At 44.9% G+C, this 21,401-nt stretch carries 16 protein-coding genes; 5 read left to right on the top strand and 11 right to left on the bottom strand.

What is annotated here, in order from left to right; genetic code table 11:
• Window positions 1-36: 36 nt before the first annotated feature.
• From KOE27_RS06380 to KOE27_RS06365, 4 genes are all read right to left on the bottom strand, one after another.
• Window positions 37-1,488, bottom strand: coding sequence for a sulfatase (locus tag KOE27_RS06380; protein WP_215237984.1), 1,452 nt, complete (start codon window positions 1,486-1,488; stop codon window positions 37-39).
• 61 nt (window positions 1,489-1,549) lie between these two features.
• Complete coding sequence (locus KOE27_RS06375; protein WP_215237983.1) at window positions 1,550-2,977, bottom strand: RagB/SusD family nutrient uptake outer membrane protein; 1,428 nt, start codon at window positions 2,975-2,977, stop codon at window positions 1,550-1,552.
• A 38-nt stretch (window positions 2,978-3,015) separates the two neighbouring features.
• Window positions 3,016-6,042, bottom strand: coding sequence for a SusC/RagA family TonB-linked outer membrane protein (locus tag KOE27_RS06370; protein WP_229252661.1), 3,027 nt, complete (start codon window positions 6,040-6,042; stop codon window positions 3,016-3,018).
• Window positions 6,043-6,358: 316 nt separating this feature from the next.
• Complete coding sequence (locus tag KOE27_RS06365) at window positions 6,359-7,291, bottom strand: type 2 periplasmic-binding domain-containing protein (RefSeq protein ID WP_215237982.1); 933 nt, start codon at window positions 7,289-7,291, stop codon at window positions 6,359-6,361.
• 784 nt (window positions 7,292-8,075) lie between these two features.
• Here KOE27_RS06365 and KOE27_RS06360 point away from each other — a divergent pair.
• Genes KOE27_RS06360 through KOE27_RS06350 form a run of 3 tightly spaced genes read left to right on the top strand, consistent with a single transcriptional unit; the run spans window position 8,076 to window position 12,164 of the window.
• Window positions 8,076-8,411 carry a hypothetical protein gene (locus tag KOE27_RS06360; protein ID WP_215237981.1) on the top strand — a complete coding sequence of 112 codons (336 nt, stop codon included), beginning with the start codon at window positions 8,076-8,078 and terminating at the stop codon, window positions 8,409-8,411.
• An 11-nt stretch (window positions 8,412-8,422) separates the two neighbouring features.
• Window positions 8,423-10,372 carry a hydroxysqualene dehydroxylase gene (locus tag KOE27_RS06355; protein WP_215237980.1) on the top strand — a complete coding sequence of 650 codons (1,950 nt, stop codon included), beginning with the start codon at window positions 8,423-8,425 and terminating at the stop codon, window positions 10,370-10,372.
• Window positions 10,362-12,164 (top strand): ATP-binding protein, encoded by a 1,803-nt coding sequence (locus tag KOE27_RS06350; protein WP_215237979.1) that lies wholly within the window; start codon window positions 10,362-10,364, stop codon window positions 12,162-12,164. The genes KOE27_RS06355 and KOE27_RS06350 overlap by 11 nt, the downstream gene beginning before the upstream one ends.
• On the opposite strand, the gene KOE27_RS06345 is transcribed toward KOE27_RS06350, so the two are convergent.
• From KOE27_RS06345 to KOE27_RS06325, 5 genes are all read right to left on the bottom strand, one after another.
• Window positions 12,143-12,991 carry a methyltransferase domain-containing protein gene (locus KOE27_RS06345; RefSeq protein WP_215237978.1) on the bottom strand — a complete coding sequence of 283 codons (849 nt, stop codon included), beginning with the start codon at window positions 12,989-12,991 and terminating at the stop codon, window positions 12,143-12,145. The genes KOE27_RS06350 and KOE27_RS06345 overlap by 22 nt on opposite strands.
• Window positions 12,992-13,358: 367 nt before the next feature.
• Window positions 13,359-14,243, bottom strand: coding sequence for a sulfite exporter TauE/SafE family protein (locus tag KOE27_RS06340; RefSeq protein ID WP_215237977.1), 885 nt, complete (start codon window positions 14,241-14,243; stop codon window positions 13,359-13,361).
• Window positions 14,244-14,361: 118 nt separating this feature from the next.
• Window positions 14,362-15,159, bottom strand: a complete 798-nt coding sequence (locus KOE27_RS06335) for a LytR/AlgR family response regulator transcription factor (protein WP_215237976.1) — start codon at window positions 15,157-15,159, stop codon at window positions 14,362-14,364.
• Window positions 15,156-16,235 carry a sensor histidine kinase gene (locus KOE27_RS06330; RefSeq protein ID WP_215237975.1) on the bottom strand — a complete coding sequence of 360 codons (1,080 nt, stop codon included), beginning with the start codon at window positions 16,233-16,235 and terminating at the stop codon, window positions 15,156-15,158. The genes KOE27_RS06335 and KOE27_RS06330 overlap by 4 nt, the downstream gene beginning before the upstream one ends.
• Window positions 16,232-17,317 (bottom strand): sensor histidine kinase, encoded by a 1,086-nt coding sequence (locus KOE27_RS06325; RefSeq protein WP_215237974.1) that lies wholly within the window; start codon window positions 17,315-17,317, stop codon window positions 16,232-16,234. Before KOE27_RS06325 ends, KOE27_RS06330 begins: the two co-directional genes overlap by 4 nt.
• A gap of 305 nt (window positions 17,318-17,622) precedes the next feature.
• Between KOE27_RS06325 and KOE27_RS06320 the strand changes: the two genes are divergently transcribed.
• On the top strand, window positions 17,623-18,024 hold the full coding sequence (locus KOE27_RS06320) for a DUF4345 domain-containing protein (RefSeq protein WP_215237973.1): 402 nt from the start codon (window positions 17,623-17,625) through the stop codon (window positions 18,022-18,024).
• A gap of 53 nt (window positions 18,025-18,077) precedes the next feature.
• On the opposite strand, the gene KOE27_RS06315 is transcribed toward KOE27_RS06320, so the two are convergent.
• Both KOE27_RS06315 and KOE27_RS06310 read right to left on the bottom strand, forming a co-directional pair.
• Window positions 18,078-19,154 (bottom strand): dihydrodipicolinate synthase family protein, encoded by a 1,077-nt coding sequence (locus KOE27_RS06315; protein ID WP_215237972.1) that lies wholly within the window; start codon window positions 19,152-19,154, stop codon window positions 18,078-18,080.
• A gap of 62 nt (window positions 19,155-19,216) precedes the next feature.
• Window positions 19,217-20,233, bottom strand: coding sequence for an NAD-dependent epimerase/dehydratase family protein (locus KOE27_RS06310; RefSeq protein WP_215237971.1), 1,017 nt, complete (start codon window positions 20,231-20,233; stop codon window positions 19,217-19,219).
• Between the two features lie 507 nt (window positions 20,234-20,740).
• Here KOE27_RS06310 and KOE27_RS06305 point away from each other — a divergent pair.
• A complete protein-coding gene (locus KOE27_RS06305) occupies window positions 20,741-21,352 on the top strand; it encodes a TetR/AcrR family transcriptional regulator (protein WP_229252660.1) in 612 nt (203 codons plus the stop codon).
• Window positions 21,353-21,401 lie beyond the last annotated feature (49 nt).

Here is a 21,401-nt window from a genome sequence, read left to right as displayed (position 1 = left end):
AGGGAATATCATCTGCTGTTTTAAAGAATGGAAATGTTATTTTCCCGTTGTTACGGGCACAAAATCGGGGTTGGGCTGTGTAGGAACCGGTGCATTTACAGCCGTTTTCCAGGCTTCTAGTTTGGAAAGCAGCTCCTTGGTTTTAGCGGGATTCTTTCTGGACAGATCAACCCATTCACCTATATCCGCTTTAATATTATAAAGCTCAACACGGCCATCTTCATAAAATTGGTGTAGTTTGAAATCTCCTGAACGCACCACACTCGTTGGCCTGGTACGGAAGGTATCTTTATGCCGTTTATCTCCTTTATATCCTTCCAGGTAGGCCGGGAAATGCCAGAAGATATCTCTGGCCGGCGTCGTTTTCCCAAGCAGCAGCGGCACAAAACTTTGTCCGTCCAGCTCGCCGTTGAGTGGTTTCTGAATATTGGCTATTTCCAGCAAGCTCGGATAAAAATCAATTCCTATCACTGGTGTTTCCGTTTTGGAACCTGCTTTTGTTTTGCCCGGCCATTTGATGATCAACGGAACCCGCACCCCTCCTTCATAAAGCATTCCTTTGGAACCCCGCAAAGGCGGCTGGGCCGTTACCGCACCCATTCCACCATTATCCGAGAAAAAAACCACAAATGTGTTTTCAGCCAGATGCAACGTTTCCAACGATTTCAATACCCTGCCGATACCCTCGTCGGCACTTTCGATCATCGCTGCATACGTTGGATTGTTGTGATACTGGTCGCCTTTTTTACCTTTATATTTCTGAACGACGGGTTCTTTGGCCTGGATGGGCGTATGCACCGCGAAATAAGATAGATACAGGAAAAACGGTTTCTGTTTATTGGAATCAATAAACCTGATCGCCTCGTCGGTCAGGCGGTCGGTAAGGTATTCCCCTTCTTCTCCGGTCTCAATTCCTTCGTGCGGAGATTTATCGCCGTCTTTGCTATAAGGATAAAAGTAAGACGGTGTTCCCGGCGAGCCTCCGATCACATGGTCAAAACCCTGGGCCTGCGCATCAGCTCCTTTGTTTTTCCCTCCCAGCTGCCATTTTCCTATCAGGCCGGTGTTATATCCCGCATTTTTTAGTTCTTCGGCAATGGTTACAAAGGAAGGGTTCAGTACCGTATTGTTTTCGATCGGTATCAGTTTTCGCTGAGACGATTCCCCACGGTCAGAATTGGACACGGTGAAAATACCATGCCTTGGTGTATACTTTCCAGTCATCAGTGATGCACGGCTGGGAGCACAATTTGGCCCTACCGAATAGGCCTGGGTAAAGCGCAGGCCTTCGCTGGCGAGTTTGTCAATGTTGGGCGTTTCGTAATATTTGCTTCCTGCAACACCCAGGTCAGTCCAGCCCCAGTCGTCCACAAGGATAAACAGGATATTGGGTTTTTTATCATCCGGCTGACCTTTTTCAAGCGCGCGTGACTGCTTGACAACTAGCGTCATAAGGACCAGGCCAATTAACAAAATCTTGTTCTTCATAAATCTGCTTGTTTTACTTAATAAGCTGTGATAGCTGATGATCTCCTTAATTACCAGACGTTTACTCCCAGCCCGGGTTTTGAACCAGCTTGGGATTTAAATCCATTTCACGCTGCGGTATCGGATGCAGGTAGTGTTTCTCTGCAGCGTTAGTTTTTCCTATCTTGTGCAGTTCGGCAATCATCCGTTTGGTTCTGATGAGATCAAACCAGCGCTGAAATTCAAACATCAGTTCCAGCCGTCTTTCCAGATACACCGCTTCCCTGAATTCATCCTTGCTCAAACCAGCCAGATCTGCCAGTCCTGCTCTTTTTCTCACCTTGTTGATGGCTGAGTAAGCCTCAGCACTCGGACCGCTTGCTTCATTTACTGCCTCTGCGTAAATCAGCAGGATTTCGGCAAAACGGATCACCGGGATATTTTTGGCAGATTCGGTGGGGTTACCAATTTGCGCCATATCAAAATATTTAAAGAACCGGGGCTGGAACGTAACTTCCTTACCCGTTGTAGGACTCAGAAGAGACGTAAAAAAGGTAACATCACGGCGTTTGTCTGTGGCAGCATACAACGCATACGTTGCGGGATGAGGTTCGTCCGTACCGGCGGCAGCGACACCAGGAATACCCACAGGAGTGGCCGAAGAAGCCAGCCGGTTACCCTGCCCGTTGACATTGGATTTACATTGGGCCGAAAAAATATGCTCTTTGCCATTCTTGGTAGCCACGTTAAAAACATCCGCAAAGTTGTCAAACAAGGCATAACCATAAGGCCCGTTGATCACCTCCAGGCTTTTAGCAGCCGCTTTCCCCCACTCCTGCCGGGTAAGGTACACCTTTGCCAATATGGATTTGGCAGCACCTCCGGTAGCTCTTCCTGCATCGGCGCCTGTGAAGGAATTAGGCAAGGCTTCGGCTGCGGTAAGATCCGCGATGATCTGCTGATAAACTTCCTCCTTGGGTGTCCGGGCTATCTGTATCGAGCCTTTATCAAGCGACCCTGTTTCATTCAATATCAAAGGAACGTCTCCCCACAGCCTTACCAGATTGAAATACAGCAAACCACGCAAAAACCTGGCTTCATTCACAAGCCGCGTCCGCAGGGTTTCATTCATATCGATCCGAGGAATACGCTCGATGGCAATATTGGCGCGGTTGATCGCCACATAACTTTCCCTCCACAACTCGTCGACACGGTCGTTGGTAGTGGAATGGGAAAGTACCGAGATGGTTCTGACATCCGCATTGGTAACCCGCAGACCGGCAATAGCGTCGTCCGACATGATCTCAAATGCCAGGTGACAAAGACGGTTGTACATGGTAAGCCCCCCGTTATTAAGTGCCGCGTTGTATACACTCGTCACAGCCGAAAGCGCATCACTTTCAGTTTTATAAAATTGCTCCGTGGTAATCAGAGACGCGGGATTTTCGTTCAGATCAGTGCAGGCAGACAGGGTAAATAACCCCAGGAATATATATAGTATCTTTTTCATTAGGATATAATCAATTTGGATAAAACAGCAGGAACGCCTCAGAACGTAATATTCAAACCACCCAGGAACGATTTGCTTCCGGGATATACGCTGTAATCAATTCCCTGGTTAAGTGTACTTTGTTCGTTGCGGCTCACTTCCGGATCATAACCGGTATACCTGGTAATTGTAAACAGGTTCTGGGCCGATACATAGATCTTTATATGGTTTGCGTGAATTTTTGAAGCAATGCTTTTGGGCAGATTATATCCGATCGTCAGATTTTTGAAGCGAAGGAAAGACGCATCTTCCACGTACCTGCTTGTATTGACAGGAGCGGGATCTTCAAAGGCACGCTGTACAACGTTGCCAGGGTTGGCCGGTGTCCATCGATCATAAGCCGCCGTTGATGCATTTTGCTGCCCTGTCAACAGTTCCAGCTGTTGCTTGTTCTGATTAAAGAGCTTGTTGCCATAAGTTCCCTGAAAGAAAAGACTCAGGTCAAAATTCAGGAACGAGAAGGTATTGGTGATCCCTCCCTGAAACTTGGGCTGAGCGTTACCGATCAATGTACGGTCATCGGCCTGGGTAATTTTTCCATCTCCGTTGATATCCACGTAACGGCGGTCGCCTGGCTTGGTTGTAGCGGGGTTGATCGTGGGCAGATTTGCTATATCATCCCCTGTCTGGAAGAGGCCATTGGTTTTGTAACCATAAAAGGTACCCAGCGGCTGGCCCACCTTTGCAATATTGGCTCCCGAAATAATATAATCTGCACCATCACCAAGGGTTAACACTTTGTTTCTGTTCAGGGAAAAAACAAAATTGGTATTCCAGGAAAACACGCCGGTAAAGTTTTCTGTATTAATACCGAGTTCAATTCCCTTGTTTTCCACCGAGCCATAGTTCTGCAGCGCGGTTGTTTGTCCGGTGGTGTATGGGACGGGGACGTTCAGGAGCAGATTGGTTGTTTTCTTATAATAGGCATCAAAAACGAAGTTGACCTTATTCTTGAAGAGCGACAAGTCAATTCCCGCGTCGTACTGTGCTGTGGTTTCCCAGCCCAGGTCCGGATTGGCAATTCTGTTGGGCGAAAAACCGATATAGGTTTGTCCGCCAAAGAAATAGGTATTGGAGTTCAGCGTGGCAAGCGACAGGTATTGTCCGATCTCCTGGTTCCCCGTTACCCCTGCACTGAGGCGAAATTTCAGATTGCTGATCGTTCGGGCACCCGATAAAAATTCCTCCTTGTAAATATTCCAGGCAAAAGCCGCAGACGGGAAGTACCCCCATTTTTTGTCCTTGCCAAAACGGGAAGAACCATCCGCGCGACCCCTCACTGTAAAAATGTATTTCTGGGCCAGGGTGTAGTTGATCCTCCCCAGGAACGAGTTCAGTGCCCAGGCAGACGAACCTGATTCGGGCTGGGTATACACCGAGCCACTGCCCAGGTCGTTGTAAGTCAGCTGATCCGTGATAAATGATTGTGAGCCCGCTGTTGCGCTTTCTGTTTCAAAGGCCTGTTGTGTATATCCCACAACTATATTGAAAGCATGCCGGTCGTTCAGCGTTTTGGAGTAACTCAGCGTATTTTCATTCAGCCAGGTTGACGAAAAGCGTGTTCCTACATAGGCCTTTCCTGTCGGGTTGGAATTGGCTCCCTGATAAATGTCCGAGGGTATATAGCGGTTTTGTTTGTTATTGATCACATCGGCCCCAAACGAAATTTTACCCACAAGTCCTTCTATGAAAGTGTACTCACCATACACATTCCCCAGAAATCGGTAGGTTTTGGTCCGGTTGATTTCCTTTTCCAGTGTCGCAATCGGATTTCCCAGTGGTGTTTCAAACTCACTTTGATAGGTATATTTACCGTTGGCATCTCTTACATTGACGGTGGGCGGCATGGACAACAACGCATTGACGATCCCCGCATTGGCTACGCTCGACTCGATTTTGCTGGCTGTCAGATTAACACCCACCTTAAATTTCGCGGAGAAATCGCGGTCCAGGTTAATCCTTCCCGAGTATCTTTCGAAATCAGTATGCTTGAGTACACCATCCTGCCTGAAGTAATTTCCGGAGACCGAATAGCGGGTCCTGTCATCACCACCGGTGAAAGAAAGCTGGTGATTCTGTATCGGTGCAGACTGGAACGCTTCGTCCTGCCAATCGGTACCGCCGGTTAGTTTATCCAGTTGGTCCTGCGTATAATATGGTGCTTTTCCTGAATTGGCCCTTGCGTCATTTTTAAGGAGTGCCCAGTCTCTGGCGTTCGTCATTACGTCCACCTTTTTGAGTACCTTCTGCGTACCATAATAGGCATCGTAAGTAAATGAATTCTGCCCTGCTTTTCCCTTCTTAGTGGTGATGATCACAACACCATTGGCACCACGGCTACCATAAATGGCTGTTGCAGAGGCATCTTTTAATACATCGATGGACTCAATATCACTGGGGTTTAGACTGGCCAGGGCATTGATACTGGGACCGTTCGTTACACCCGCGCTTGCGTCTGCATTGTTATTGTAAACCGGGAATCCATCAATCACATAAAGTGGCTCATTTCCACCCGTAATGGAATTCCCCCCACGGATACGGATACTGACCGCACTTCCGGGCTGGCCCGAAGACTGCGTGACCTGCACGCCGGCGGCAGCCCCTTGCAAAGCCCTGTCAAACGAGCTGATAGGCTGTTTTAGAACAAGCTGGGGAACCGAAGAAACCGATCCCGTCAGGTCCCCCTTTTTTTGCGTTCCATAACCAATCACCACCACTTCGTCCAGCACGTTGGCCGTTTTCAGGGCCACTTCGGCAGGTTCTTCGGTTAATTCGTAAATATCAATTTCCTGTTGCTGGAAACCAGTGATACCTACCTGAATTGTAAAGGGAAGATCTTTGCCAGCCGGTATGCTGAACCTGCCGTCCAGATCTGTACTGGTATACACCGAAGTCCCTTTAATAGAAACTGTTGCACCGGGGATTGTCTGTCCCGACTCGTCCTTTACAACGCCTGTAATGAACGGCGGGGCAGCATTATGCTGCGCATAAGCATTGTTAATTAATAGCGCTAAAAGAAAACTCAAATAAACGTATTTTTTCATCATAGGTTGGTAAACGGCATATATACATACCGTTTTTGGATTAAAAACAATAATTAAAGTGGGTCACAACAATACATAGGACAACCTGCCGGGCTACCGAAAAGCACTATACGTACATTTTTGTACCTGAAAACATACTCCTGTTTTCAAGGTATCTGCAGGTGTTATTATTAATTCATTGCGCTTACAGACAAGTTATAACCAAACATGATCAGGGACGTCTGTTTATCTGGCCCGAATTTCACCCTGATGCATATACGCAACGCGCTAAAAGCACCAGTTGTTCGGTTTGAACTATTTATTTCACTACCGAGAATCTTTCTAGTTTCTGCTTTTCTGTTTGCAATCTTTTCGATTCTGGCTTTAGATAGCCAAACTTACGCAGATCCTCCCCGGAATGTGCCGCTACCCAGAGCAGGAACTTTTTGGCCTCCGGATTGGAGTTATTTTTTGCGATTGAAAAATGAAGGTATTCCACAGGAACATTGCTCACCTTTTCTGATTCCAGCCGATCCAGTACCTGGTCGAGATTCTCCAGCGATTTTTCGTCCTTTGAAACCCTGCCGTTTCCGTCCAGATCAACCGGAATAATGGTAATTCCTTCGGCAGGTTTACGTGTGTTCAGATCATACGCAAGGCCTGGAATGGTATAGGTGATCCCGGTTTCATCCTTCAGCAACGCCTTGATCAGATGTTCGTCTGCACCTGCAATGGTCTTACCTTTGATTTGTTGCTGTTCATAACCGAAATACCGGGCAAATGTCAGCGGTGCTCCTGCTTTTTGCAGACGGGTATAAATTGTAAACGGAGCGGTGACTGACTTGTCCTTTTCAGCATAAATATCATGAAAGAAGATTTGCTTGTAAGTCTTTTCATTAAACCCTTTGTCGGCATACTCCCGGGCAAAAGCTGATTTCGCATTGGCTATCGGAAGCAGGGCATAACGGGCAATAGACACATATTCCCTGGTTTCCTTCACTTCCTTCTCATGTTCAAAAGCTTCAATCAGAAGATCGTACTTTTCGGGATCTGTTATGGTTCTTGTTTCAATAACGATCTCAACTTCGGGATTCTTTGCCGTATATTCCTTGATCCACTTATCTACCAGCGGGTAGGCAAAACGAACACCTGTAATAATAACCTTGCTGGAAGACTGCCCCTGCGAAAACGCAGCCGGACGGAATGAAAATAACAAACCTGCTGCCAACAATAAAATTTTAATTGCTTTCATAATTCAGAATGATAACTAGAAATCATTTCGGACCTGCCGTCACGGTAAACCCGTGCGGTAACAGTTCCTGTAAAAAATTGGAAGAAGTACCAGCGGATCTCAACAACAACAGCTGCCAGAACCCTGGTTTTGCAGATTACCCACCATGCACACGGATCCTGCCCGCGAAGAAGTTACATTCATCGTTCTCATTGTCATGCAAATTTAATATCCTGGTTTAGCGGTGGTTGAAAAACCAGAATAACTCTATTAATTTGATAGACAAAGTAAGGTTAATAAAATTAAACAAACAAATGTTTTTTAGGTTTTCAGGAAAATTAATCAAATCGCTTGCCTCTGTCAATTTAACAGGAGGAACACCATTCAAATAATTAAATAAAATATCTGTATTTTTCTAAAATTATTCGTTTACGTGCCAGGAGGTGACCACCCAAACCAGATGCTTTAACGGACAGCCACCTCTTCATTAATCCGGGTCTGGAAACGTTTATATGCAACGGCCACCGCTTTGTTTTACCCGGGTAGGTTATTTGAAATTAAACTTTCAACGGTTACATTTTAATTGATTTTTTATTTTAAATTTACCCAAATGGCTATTGTGTGTTTGTAAGAGGCTCTGTACCTATCGGTTGAGCAAAAGTATATCCGAGTGGGTTCTGCTAAACGATATGCAACATCAGATTTCACTTATCTTGTACCATCGGTGAAATTTTTCTTCATAACTCCACTTCTAGCTTAAACCCTTGTTTCTATCAGTATCGTTTTCCTAACCTTTCCGTTTGCTATGCAGTACCTGCTGGAACTTTATGAAAAGGATGAAGAAGGTATTAAGGAAGTATTGACCAAAGTTCACGCTCAATTTGAAATACTTCCATCCCGGCTCCGTGCTTATTTGAACAGCAATGATTTACCTCATCTGAAACTTTTTTGCCACCAGATGACCAACAGCGCTTTGCTGGTGGGTGCAAAAAAATTACTGAGCCAGTTGTCCGAACTGGAAGAAGGTATTTCGGACCAAACCCTAAGTGCCCGGGAAATTGAAGGCCGTATTAAGTTGATAGAAACCCTGCTGCCCTCCGAAATAGAATCCATCAGCATATACCTCCAATTTTATTCCTAAAACTTTGACTAATGAGCAACGACATCGGTAAAACAGTATTGATCATGGGTGGCGGGGTAGCGGGATTAAGTGCAGCACATGAATTATTAAAAAGAGGTTTCCGGGTTACGATTGTGGAAAACCGTAGAGAAATACTCGGTGGAAAAGCCAGGAGCGTGAAACACACCTTCCCAGGCCTTAGCAACAGCCTGCCTGCCGAACATGGCTTCCGTTTTTTCCCAGGCTTCTACGGAAACATCACCCGTACCTTAAAAGAAATCAAGCTTGCCAACGGTAAGTCAGTCTTTGATAATCTGGTACGAGTAAGGTATTATACTTTTTTGTTTACCGACGGACGCGAACCAATTAACATTCCACTCAATATTGTATTCGATATTATTCGGGGTAAGTCCGAGGAGGTCATTGGCGAGCTCAAATCATTGAAAAAGGCATTTGATGAGAAAATACTGGATATCAGCGACTCGGGACGAGACAATTTTATTGAGAAACTAGTTCAATTGTATACGTCTTGCGAGAGTCGTTATCTCACCGAATATGAAAGGGTGCCCTGGGAAGAATTTATTGAAGCAAAAAGGCCTTCTTACGGCAGAGATTACAGGTTACTGCTTGCCGAAGGGGTGACAAAAAACCTTGTCGCATGCCGAGCCGATCGCTCATCTACCCGAACAGGAGGGAAAATCCTTTCCCATATGATCTGGCAAATTGTAAATCCTTTTGGTGGAAGGGCAGACAGAATACTCAATGCTCCCACCCGTATGGCCTGGTTAGATCCCTGGAGGAATTTTCTCGAATCTTCCTATCCGTCGACCCTCACAATTATACCTCACCGCTTTGTTGACAGACTGATTATAAAAAAAGAGGAGGATAAGGAATATTGGGGTGCTCCGGATTCAATCGAGAAAATAGAGGTTAAAGACTTTAAGGGAAACGTACAAACCCTGGATGCAGACTATTTCATTTCGGCCTTGCCGGTAGAAAGACTGGATATTCTGCTGGACAAGAGTACTCCCATTCTGGACAAAGACCCAACATTGAGATTCATAAAACCACTATGCAAAGAAATAGATTGGATGACGGGCATAATGTTTTATCTCAAAATTGACCTTAAAATCAACGATGGGCATATCACCATTACTAACTCTCCGTTTGCGATAACAATTATTTCGCAGGTGCAGTATTGGGAAGAATATATCAAAACTAATCCGCTTCCGTCCTATAAAGGACAGCCCGTTAAATCTATTCTCAGTGTGATTGTTTCTAATTGGGATGAACATGGTGTCTTTGTCAATAAGCCCTTGAAGCGGCTTACTGAAACAGAAGTAAAAACCGAAATATGGCATCAAATAAAACAGTGTGTAATTATCGACGATACTGGACAAAAAATTCAGTTAAATGACTCAGACTTTTTTCGGGATCTGACGTTTCTGGATGACTCCATTGGTCCAGACCCGCAAAACCCGGATATTCTGGCAAACAAAGAACCGTTACTGATCAATACCGTGGTCAGCCATTCACTCCGTCCGGATGCACATACCAGGATTTCTAATTTCTTTCTGGCAGCCGACTTCGTCAAAACAAACAGTGATCTGGCAGATATGGATACCGCTAATGAAGCCGCACGCCGTGCTGTAAACAATATCCTCCAACTAGAGAAAAAACCAAAGCGGCAGTTTTGTAAGACTGCCTCATATGCCTTGCCAAGCCCTTTCGGATTATTCAGTATTCCAAGAATAATGGATGAAAGAAATTTCAGGAACGGGTTACCCTGGCAAAAACCGATGATGTTCTACTGGTTTTGCAAAACAGTTTTGATGATTGGCTTTAAGGCTATAAAACTGCCCAAAATAATATTGTACCCTTTAGTTCCACTGGCCGTGGTAATCGCATTTATAGCCGTTATTATTAATTACCTGGTTGTAATTGTCTGGAAATTCATAAACTCCCTCTATTTTGTTCGATAAACTCTCTTATAAAATTCCTTCTGAAATCACTGATGAAGAGCAAAGGAGCCGTTACAGGCATTTTAACACCTGCTGCCAGTTAACCGTACTGACGATGGTTGTGGTGGTCATTGCCAATGAAGCCCTCGATTTTCATCAGGTACAAATAAGTTCACTTGTCTTCCTGGGAATTTTTGCCTGCATCTTTATATCGTTTTATACCGGAGCACTATCCTTAAATCGTGCTGTCAATATTTATATTACAGCCGGGGCTGGGCATGTGGGGGTATCCGCTTATGTCTCAGGAGGATTACAGAGTCCGGTTACTTTCTGGTGCATCCTCATTCCTCTGTATGCTTTCTGGTTACTTAACCAAAAATTTGCATGGTTCTGGTTTCTGGTTTCGATACTCATGCCTGTTTCCTTTCTTCTGATGGAAATCTGGGGAATCAAATATCAGGAAGCATATCAGTTCTTTGAGGGCGATCACCGTTACTACGCCCTCACCGTAATTCTCTTCCTTATCCTTAATGTCTTTATTGTAGGTAACTCCTTCGAAAACAACAAGATCAGTTCCCTCAATGAAGTCAACGCCGTCAACGGAGAATTACGCGATGCGCTGAACAAACTGGAAAAAATCAGAAAAGACCTGGAAACAGCTGAAAAACACAAGGATATGTTCATCGCGCAGATGAGCCACGAAATGCGGACTCCTATGACGGCCATCCTGGGTACCAGCGAATTACTGAACAACAGTCCCCTGAAAGAGGGCGAAGAGGAGTTGCTGCAGATACTCGACCGCTCTTCCAAACACCTGCTCTATATCATTGATGATATCCTGGACATCACCAAAATACAGACTGGTAAATTCCACTTCCAGAAGGTAAGCTTTGACTTGTCCCCGATTCTGCAGACCGTCTACAACACCAATAAGCTCAGGGCGGACGAAAAACAGATCAGCCTGCTGCTGGACATGGAAGACGACATTCCCGAAAGGTTCACCGGTGACCCCTACCGTATTACCCAGATACTGAACAATGTACTGAGCAATGCCATAAAATTCACAAACAAAGGGGAAGTAAAACTAACCGTCGGATTTAATCAGCGGGCCAATATCCTCGCCGTCACCGTGAGAGATACCGGTATCGGTATGTCGGAGGAAGAACTGAGTAAAGTATTTGATATCTTCAGTCAGGCCAATTCTGACATTTATTTGCAATATGGCGGAACGGGCATGGGCCTGAGTATCACCAAACAGCTGGTGGAACTCTTCCAGGGAAAAATCCATATCAAAAGCAGGCCCGGTGTGGGTACGATGGTCAATATCACACTACCCATGGACCAAAGCAACATTGCAGAATATGAACAGATTCAGGAACCTGGGCTCAAAAGCAGAATCAGGGAAAAACTTTCGGGACTCAAAATATTGATCGCAGAAGACAACGAGGTGAACCAACTGGTGATCAAAAGAATCCTGCATTCGGAAATACCCACGATCCGGATCGAATTTGCTTCCGACGGAGACGAGGTACTCTCCATGGTAACCAAAACGGACTACGACCTGGTGCTAATGGATATCCAGATGCCCAAAAAGAACGGAATTGAAACCACCAAAATCATCAGGGAGCACAGCCTGCCCAGGATCAACACCCTTAAAATTATTGCACTGACGGCCTCTGCACGAAAATCAGAAGCTGAAAAATGCCTTGCCAATGGCATGAATGGCTATACTTCCAAGCCCGTTGTCAAGGAGGACCTGATGGGGAAAATATTTCATCTGCTTTCTGAAAATCAGGATTTTTCGGCAACGTAAATGTTGTAATTCCACAGCCCGCGCTGGAAAGCAGCGTATTGGTAATAGGCCGACTGCATATTCTGCGTCAGGACCTTACCTCTTAAACCCACAGTTCTCAACACAAAATCACACACCACTCCGGGATAGTAGCAATAGTAAAGTCGTTTGATACTGGGCCAGACCTGCAAATTACAATTATGCTTCTGAATTTTTGAAAAACCCGACTTACGAAGACTATCTTCAAAATCATTTTCATAGGCGTAATCGGCAATGGCCCAGCTGTCGGTCCATTTCTTCATGATCTCACGGTCCTTTTGATTTCTTGCACTGCCTGCCCAGAAGAAATCAATAACAATGAGTTTCCCTTCCGGTTTCAGGATCCTGAAAGCTTCATCCAGAAAAATGCTCTTATCTGTTGCATAACATGCACTTTCAATGGCATAGGCCAAATTAAAAGACGCGTTTTCAAAACCGGTATTACAATAATCTCCAACTTTAAAAGTCGCAAAGTCGGCCCCCTGTGTATGAGCAAGCTCACTTGCCTGGCTTATTTGGGATTCAGACAAGGAGAGTCCCGTCACATGGCAGCGGTACTTACGGGCAAGGTATATGGCCGGTCCACCCACACCACACCCCAGATCTGCCACAGTCTGGCCCGGCTGCGGCTTTCCATATTCCGCCACTTTTTCATTCATATTTATCAATGCATCCCTTAATCTCCTGGTATCTTTTTCCCAATAGCCATAATGCATGCAATGGTGGGTGTTCAAATGCCAAATGAGTTCATAATCTCTCTGGCATTGATTGTAGTACTCAACAATCTGAGCGTGATAAACATTGTTCATCTTAAAGTACCTGAAAAAGGGAGAGTTGTGATAACCGGTCGGCCAGCGCGTTTCAGATTGCAGCACAGCTATTTGGGAATTACTGATGTACTGACTAACCAAAAACAAGTTACATATTTTTTTGATCCGCCAAATAACAGGTCTGTAAATTATTAAGAATAACGACCTGGTACTGATAAAACGGAGGGTATATAAACGTAAAATAAATAGTGATACCTCAGCCCATCACAACCTGGCCATGGCAAAAGCGAAATGTTGCACCGAAAGAGAGCGCACAGGAAATAGAAAATCACTATCCAAACCTCGTTAAATTAACCTGGCAGGGTTTCAGAGATCGTGATAATGATAAAAAAAGGAGAAGCAAGAATTAAAAGACCGAAAGAAAGATGGTCCGGATACTGAGAAGAATTACCAGCGCACCAACAACCAGCATCATTGGGCGGCGTTTGATTTTGTTGACCAGCAATGCACCGAAAGGTGCCGCAATAACACCTCCGATGATGAGGCCCAATACCACCTGCCAGTTATTTATCTCAGTAAAAATAATAAACGTAATCCCGCTGGAAAAAGCGATAGCAAATTCCGCTGCGTTGACTGTCCCGATGGTATAACGCGGATCCCTCCCCTGCCCTATCAGCGTAGACGTTACAATGGGCCCCCAGCCACCGCCACCAACAGAATCCATAAAACCACCAAACGCAGCCAGAATACCCACACGCCTGGTTTTGGTTTTGGCAAGATTTTTCTTCAAAGCCTTCCGGATGATGATCAATCCCAGCACCGCCATATAGGCAGCAACAAAAGGTTTGATGAGGTCTCCATTAATATGGTCCGAAAGCAGATATGCCCCTGCAACAGCACCTGCAACTCCCGGAAGAATAAGGTTCTTGAATAACTTCTTGTTGATGTTTTTAAATCGGAAATGAGAAACGGCGGATGCTCCCGTGGTAAACATCTCAGCAATATGTACACTTGCACTACTTACCGCAGGAGGTACTCCCAGCGACAAAAGGAACGAATTGGAGGTTACACCATAAGCCATACCCAGGGCACCATCCACCAACTGCGCACCCAAACCAACCAAAAGATAGAAAATAAAATCACTCTCAAGCCCTAAATCACTGTTGTTAAAGAAATGAAGAATTTCCTGGTAATAACGCGAGAATATGAGAACTACCAAAACCAAACCCGGGACTAACACATACCAGTATTTCTGACTGGATAGTTTGAAGGCACTTACTTTTTCCTGCATTACAATATTAAATTTAGACTGGTATACTTAAGCACAAAAGTATGTAAAACTATCTATCCTACAAATTTTATAGACTAATAAAGTATTATTTTTTCACCTCACCCTGCCAGGCGTAGGGTTATTTCCCCATCCATTTTTTAAAATCACCGGTTTTTTCCCGGCTCACAATCACCTCTTTTTCAAAGGCAGGCTGCAGTGCCAGTGCAAGGCGATGGTTATAGTAAGGCTGGATTTGCGTCACTGCCTGGTGCGTGACGATCATACCCCGGTTAACCCGAAAAAAATGCTCCGGGTCCAGAAAACCTTCCAGTTCATCCATCCTGTAATCCAACACAAACTTTTGTCCCTGATAGTTTTTGAAAAAACTGATGCTCTCTTCAGTATAGAAAAATGCAATATCCCCTACTTCCACCGAAATCATGCGTGCTCCCTGTTTCACCAGAAACCTTTTCCGGTACTCCTTTGCGGGCTGCTGTAATCGCAGATTTTTAAGTATGTTCTCCAGACCTTCCGGTACTACGGTTACATTCCCACGCTGTTTGTAGCCGACCAGATCCTCATATTTCTTAAGACCGCGCTGCAAATCCTCTTTCTGAACCGGTTTCAGCAGGTAATCGATACTGTTCACTTTAAAAGCCTGAAGGGCATACTCATCATAGGAGGTGGTAAATATCACCATACTACGTATTTCAGTCCGGTTGAAAATTTCAAAACTCTGTCCGTCAGCCAGTTCGATATCCAGAAAGATAAGATCCGGCTCTTTTTCATTCTTGCCACGGTTTTCGTCGATCCATGTAACCGTAGCTTCGATGCTTGGCGTAACTCCTTTGATTACCACATGAGGAGCCACCTCCTCCAGCAACCTGGTGAGTTTCCGGACCGCCAGCTTTTCATCTTCCACAATCAGTATGTTCATTGATTCACAGGTTTTTCAGTTAACAAAGGCAATAGTACTACGAAATAATCCGGGCCGGCGCTTATCACGGGCTGTCTGGCGGAAAGTATCTGATACTTAGCGTTTATATTGGCCAGCCCCAGTTGAGTGGACCGTACATGAGTGGATTTGACGATTACATTATTCTTTACCTCCAGCAGGTTGCTCTCTAAGGATGTTATTTCAATAGTCAATGGATTTTTCTCCAGTATCGTGTTGTGTTTCACGGCATTTTCCACCAAAAGCTGTAAGGTGAGAGGCGGAATGAAACTTTCCAGCGCCACATCGTCCACGTTTATGTGCAGGACAAGGCCGGTGTCATACCGAGTTCTCAGCAAGTGATAGTAAGACCGTATGAAATTTATTTCTGTTGCCAAATCAGTCAATTCATGCTCGTTAGTCTGAAGAAGATAGCGGTACACCTTTGCCATTTCATCCACAAAGCGTTCGGCCCGTTGCGGTTCATCAGTAATCAATGCAGAGAGGGTATTAAGGCTGTTGAACAAAAAATGCGGATTTACCTGGCTTTTCAGACTTTGGAGTTGCCCCTGCAGGCCTGCTTTTTTGATTGCCTCCTTATTCATTTTTATTTCTTTCCATTTTTTCAGGGAGTAGTTCACCTCATACAGACAGGTAAGCAGGAGTATTGCAAAGAATTCAAAAAGATATACTTTTATTACACCGTCGGTACTTAGTTCTGCATTCAGCGGCCTGAAACGAATAATGAACATAACATACACGCTAATGTACACGCCGGTCAGTAAACAAAAAGCCAGAACGGTAAACCCCGCCCGTTTGGCAGACAAGTGAATGGAGGGGTACAGATCCGCAATGTACTGCACTGCCCAGTCATGAGGAATAAACGCCAGGGTTGTCATCAGCAAAACCATCAGCGTACCCCAAATAAAATTGGAGAAACTCTCCAGATATGGCTCCCCTATGAGCAGATAGCTGATAGTAGGCACAAACCAAGGTATCAGCAGCAGGAAGATCCATCTGCCAAACAGGCTCAGCCAAATGAACTTTCCAATACGCTTGAATCCGGAAGCAGGTCTCATGTGTAAATCAGTGGCAGGGTGACCGAAAACGAGGAGGTATCTTCCTTCACCTGGATGGTCCCGGCCTGGTTAAATAAAAATTTATAGCGGGATATCAGAGAAACCAACCCGGCGTTGTTCAGGGACATTTTAACCATGCGTTTCTGCAAGTTGTTTTTAATTTCCAACTGTCCGGTGGCCGTGGTTTTTATGCTGATGTAAAGCGGCTGACCGGCTGATACAATGTTATGACGAATGGCATTGTCGATCAGGGTTTGCAAACTGAGCGGCGCTATTTGCCCGTTCAGGTAAAGATCTGCCACTTCAACAGTAATGTGTATTCCGTCTTCAAATCGCGTTTCCAGCAGGTATATATAGGATCTGATGAAACGGATCTCGGCATCCAGCACAACAAGACTTTCCTCGCGGTCAGGTCCGTTGACAGTCAGCAGATAACGGTATACCTTTGACATTTCATCCACGAATTTTTCGGCCGTTGCCGGAGCATCGGATATCAAAATGGATAGAGAATTAAGGCAATTGAACAAAAAATGCGGATTTACCTGCTGCTTCAGAATTTCAAGTTCAGTCCGCAGTTGCTGCTGCTCCATCTGTCTCAGCTCCAACTGATTGGTTTTCCACTGCATAAAGGTATAAGCCAGCTCCGACAACCCGGCCCCGATGAGCGATGCGCCAAGAATACAAAAAACGGAATACAACAAACGTCCTCCATCCAGCGAATACCCAAAAAGCCCGATATAATCATACGCAGCGAGTACCAGGTACAGGATAATGACATTGACAGCTGAATAAACCACAAACCAGGCAACTACCCGATACAGTGTCTGGTGTGCTTCCGGATACATTCCGGAGACGTAAATTGCCGTTACCTGATTCACCTGATTGGCTAACAGGCACAATATCAGGTTAATTATTGTCCCTCCAAGAAATACGCCTGCATTGGCAAAATACAGTTTCCCCCACATCATGTACCCGATCAGCGGGACAAACCAGGGAAGCAATAAAAAAAGTATATAGAAATAAAGCCGGTTTTGCCGGACAGAACTAAAGTACTTTTCCAGAGATGTCAGATGAAAGCTCATGTTTAATTTTCCTGGGCAGTAAAATTAAACAGAACGCGGTTGATGGGAAGCAAACGCTGCCTCAAACATCAGAAATAGTTATTCAATTGTCGGAATATCCCTTTCAATCCGATTGTCGCCATTTAATCCGTGTAAGAACCATCTGCTGAACCATTTAACAGATGAACCGATAAAATGTGAGATTCAGGAAGGAAAACAGATAGTACAATGGCTTCTCCGTTTTTAATAGGCCACGATAGCACCAATTTTGCTTCCGCATCTGCTTTAATGCAGGCTGCGCAAACATCCCAAGTAATTACAACTTTATGAAAATTCAAAAACTATTATCGCAAACTTTCATTATTCTCTCGGCGCTTAGCATAGCGTCCGTAAGTATCATGGCATTTCAGGATCCACAATCGGTGATGGACCTTGTCAGGGTCCAGCTGCCCAATAACGACGCACTCTCTTCTATCAGAGGCGTTTATGGCGGAGTGGGTTTTACCATCGTAATAAGTCTTGTATACAGCGTAAGAAACTATATCCAACATGCGCTGGCATTTCTTACCCTATTATGGGGCTTTTATGCATTGTCCCGCCTGCTTACAATCATCATGGATGGGCCGCTGGGGGATTTTGGAAATATGTGGATCAAAACAGAATCCGTTCTTTGTCTGGTATCGCTGGCACTTTTGCTGTGGAACAAAAAACAGCCAGCAATACGATAGCTGCCTGGCTCAGGGCGGCGGACAGATACCCCGCCGCTCTGAACGTCATACCATCAGGAATGTGCTGAAACGGCAGACCTGCTTTCCAGGAAATCTTTTACAAATGCATCATCAACCAGATGCGGATAGGCGTCAATCACACGGGTAATTTCTTCATACTGGCCCGGCGACAGGTTTTCTTTCGGGTTCAGTGTCCATATTCCGTCCAGCAGCCCCTGCCTTCTCAACACCTCATGCACACCCGTGATGCATCCGTGAAACGCATGTGCCGGATCAAAGATTGCAGCGTTCATATCCGTTACCTCAATATTGGTGCTTAGTAAGCCTTCCATCGTCTGATAGTCCGTGCCGATAGATTTTTTTACCGTTTCCAGCAAACCGACAGCCTTTTGCGTCCAAACTGCCCAATGTCCCAATAATCCGCCAACGAACCTTTTTTCAATCAGCTCCCCTCCTACTTTAAAACGGTATGGCGTGATCAGATCCGCCACAATGTTATCATCGTTCCCGGTATAAAGCGCAATTTCATCCTTTCTTGAAGAATTGCATACCGCCCGTACCACGTCCAGAGTCTGATATCGGTTAAATGCAGCAATTTTAATGGCGTATACATTGGGGATCTCAGCAAACTGCTGCCAGAATTCATAGGTATAAACACGCCCTCCGATGGCGGCCTGAAGATAAAATCCAAAAACAGGAATGATACCGGCAACGGTTTTAATATGCTCAATAATTTCCGATTCAGGTTCTGTTTTAAATGCCGCCATACTTACAAGGCCAAGATCATAACCATGTTTTACGGCAATTTCAGCTTCCTTCACCGCCTGAGCAGTTTGTCCGCAAATTCCTGCAATCCTCAGAAATGTATCCGCCTTGGTACTGTTATTGATCTCATCCGCAGTAATTTCAAGTACCTTTTCGAAAAGATTTACTTCCGGGTCTCTTATTTCAAATTGTGTGGTATGCACGCCAATGGCCACGCCACCTGCACCACTGGCAATGTAATAGGCTGTTAGGCCGCGCTGTTTGGCTTCGTCCAGCTGCAGATTACTGTCCAGCGCCAGCGGATGGGCCGGAATTACCGTTCCTGCAAACAACAGCTTCTTTTTATCCTGACTTAATTCTTTCATGATTGCGATTATCTATCCCGATATTTTAATTCATAACTTTTTTACCCGGTTCGTTACCTACCCTAGAACTGCCCCTGTCTTTCCTGGAAATGCGTAGGCTTGTTAATCGTCTTGCCACCTTCCAGGAGCCAGTTGGCCGTGATCTCAATCATCTGTTTCAGGGTAGTACGCGGGTAACCGAACAACCGGAACGATTCCGCCGCGTTGCTCAGCAAAGCCGTGGGCTGCTCTTCATGCACAAATTGTGGCTCAGCCTTAAAAATACGTCCGAATTCCCCAGCCAGCCAGCGAAGAGAAACGGTTTCCGGACCTGTGATATTGAGTATCTTAGAGGGGGATTCGCAATGCAGCAGCGAACGAATTGCCATTTCATTTGCATCACCCTGCCAGATCACATTTACATGTCCCGTGCGAAGGTCAATCGGCTTCCCGTTCAGAACCGATTTTGCGACTTCAAGTAAAACACCATAATGAAAATCGATGGCATAGTTAAGGCGGTAGATCAGCAAGGGCGTGTGATACAGGGAAGAAAAATATTGAAACAGACGTTCCCTTCCCAGACACGACTGGCCGTACTCTCCCACAGGGTCAGCACTGAGTTCTTCCGTTGCACCACCGGAGGCAACTGTTGTGAAAGGATAAACATTACCGGTTGAATATACCACAATACGTGAATTACGGAATTTGTCAGCCACACGCCCGGGCAGGTAGGTGTTCATTGCCCAGGTATACGGTTCATTATTGGATGTTCCGAATTTTGTTCCTGCCAGGTATAAAACATTTTCTACCTCGGGAAGATCCTGCAACTGACTGTCGTCCAGAATATTGGCAACAATTGTTTCGATCCCCTCCGCATTCAGCTGTTGGGCAAGTCCTTCCTCACTGAAACGGGAAACACCTATCACCCTGGTATCCATGCCTGCCTCGTCTATTGCCTGCTTGGCAAGCCGGGCAATGCTCGGCCCTATTTTACCACCAGCGCCAAGGATCAGAATATCTCCCTTGATCTTTTTTATATCTTCAATTAAAGCTGCGGAAGGGCTTAGGAGTTTTTCCGCATAAGATGTGATATCCTTCATATTACTATCGGTGTTGTTAATTAAGTTAGATGTTTTTGGAAGCCGTTAAAACGCGAAACATAGTATTTACGGGTACGTACCCGTAAATATACAAACAAATTTTAAATTTCATTTTTTTTCAAATTATATCTAAAATATTTTGCGTAAATCCTCTTCCGGATACCATTCCTGTTAAGGGTAGTTCGAAACACCGCAGTTCCTTCCTATCAGCGAACCCGATGCTAAAATCTGACCGGAACCCGTGCCCAGGCCAACCGTCCTTCCTTAAATTTTCCCTTCCCTACTTTTTTTAGTTTTTTTAAAGCCCTGACATGAATCTTTTCAGGACAAATTCCGTAGTTAATAAATCAGCCAACGATGGCGCAAGCGTCATTAAAAATATGAATATTCCAACACGAAATCATTTTAAGTGAAGATTTTAAACGATCATTTAAAATTTGTGATTAAGTTCGTTGGAGAAAAGAAAAATGTATACGACATTTGCCTTGTCAATAAATAACAAGAATTGTGAAGTGTATCAATCAATCCAGTGAAGAGAAGCTTAAGGACGCAGCGAAGTCTGTTTTTCTTAAGAAAGGATTTACCGGCACAACGGCCAGGGATATTGCCGATGCTGCAGGAATGAACATTGCCCTCACCAATTACTATTTCAGAAGTAAGGAAAAGCTGTTTATTGAAATATTCAAGGACCTGTTTTCCATATACTGCACTAACACCCTCAAAATCATAGACCAGCCGATCAGTCTGAAGGAAAAAATAATAGAAATCATTGAAGAGGATTATCGGATGATGCGGCAGGAACCTACCCTGGTATTGTTCATTATGAACGAAATCCATAGGGACTGCGAAAATCTTCTGTCAGAAATATCCATGTACAAGGAGCTCCTGAGCAGGAAACTGATCGGGCTTATACAGGAAGAGGTGAAGCGTGGAGGCATACGGAATATCGAACCCGAGCATCTGATGCCGATCATTCTGGGGAGTATCCAGTTTATTTTTGTCGGCAAGAAAATGCACATGAAAATGCATAACATGTCTGAATCCGAATTTTACGAATATACCGAAACACATAAAAACCATGTTATCGGGATGGTTACCAATTATTTGTTCAATTCTTGACAGATGGATTAAAATAAGATTAAGACCAAGGAATTTAAAGGAAAATATG

This window comes from Dyadobacter sp. CECT 9275 (assembly GCF_907164905.1).
GTDB classification, from domain to species: domain Bacteria; phylum Bacteroidota; class Bacteroidia; order Cytophagales; family Spirosomataceae; genus Dyadobacter; species Dyadobacter helix.
Note: the sequence above shows the minus strand (reverse complement) of the source record. Positions and strands in the feature narration are given on the sequence as shown.

Bases quoted from the DNA above. Each gene is read 5' to 3' on its own strand.
- KOE27_RS06380 (WP_215237984.1), bottom strand. From the start codon at position 1,488: ATGAAGAACAAGATTTTGTTAATTGGCCTGGTCCTTATGACGCTAGTT.
- KOE27_RS06375 (WP_215237983.1), bottom strand. From the start codon at position 2,977: ATGAAAAAGATACTATATATATTCCTGGGGTTATTTACCCTGTCTGCC.
- KOE27_RS06365 (WP_215237982.1), bottom strand. From the start codon at position 7,291: ATGAAAGCAATTAAAATTTTATTGTTGGCAGCAGGTTTGTTATTTTCA.
- KOE27_RS06360 (WP_215237981.1), top strand. From the start codon at position 8,076: ATGCAGTACCTGCTGGAACTTTATGAAAAGGATGAAGAAGGTATTAAG.
- KOE27_RS06355 (WP_215237980.1), top strand. From the start codon at position 8,423: ATGAGCAACGACATCGGTAAAACAGTATTGATCATGGGTGGCGGGGTA.
- KOE27_RS06345 (WP_215237978.1), bottom strand. From the start codon at position 12,991: ATGAACAATGTTTATCACGCTCAGATTGTTGAGTACTACAATCAATGC.
- KOE27_RS06340 (WP_215237977.1), bottom strand. From the start codon at position 14,243: ATGCAGGAAAAAGTAAGTGCCTTCAAACTATCCAGTCAGAAATACTGG.
- KOE27_RS06335 (WP_215237976.1), bottom strand. From the start codon at position 15,159: ATGAACATACTGATTGTGGAAGATGAAAAGCTGGCGGTCCGGAAACTC.
- KOE27_RS06330 (WP_215237975.1), bottom strand. From the start codon at position 16,235: ATGAGACCTGCTTCCGGATTCAAGCGTATTGGAAAGTTCATTTGGCTG.
- KOE27_RS06325 (WP_215237974.1), bottom strand. From the start codon at position 17,317: ATGAGCTTTCATCTGACATCTCTGGAAAAGTACTTTAGTTCTGTCCGG.
- KOE27_RS06320 (WP_215237973.1), top strand. From the start codon at position 17,623: ATGAAAATTCAAAAACTATTATCGCAAACTTTCATTATTCTCTCGGCG.
- KOE27_RS06315 (WP_215237972.1), bottom strand. From the start codon at position 19,154: ATGAAAGAATTAAGTCAGGATAAAAAGAAGCTGTTGTTTGCAGGAACG.
- KOE27_RS06310 (WP_215237971.1), bottom strand. From the start codon at position 20,233: ATGAAGGATATCACATCTTATGCGGAAAAACTCCTAAGCCCTTCCGCA.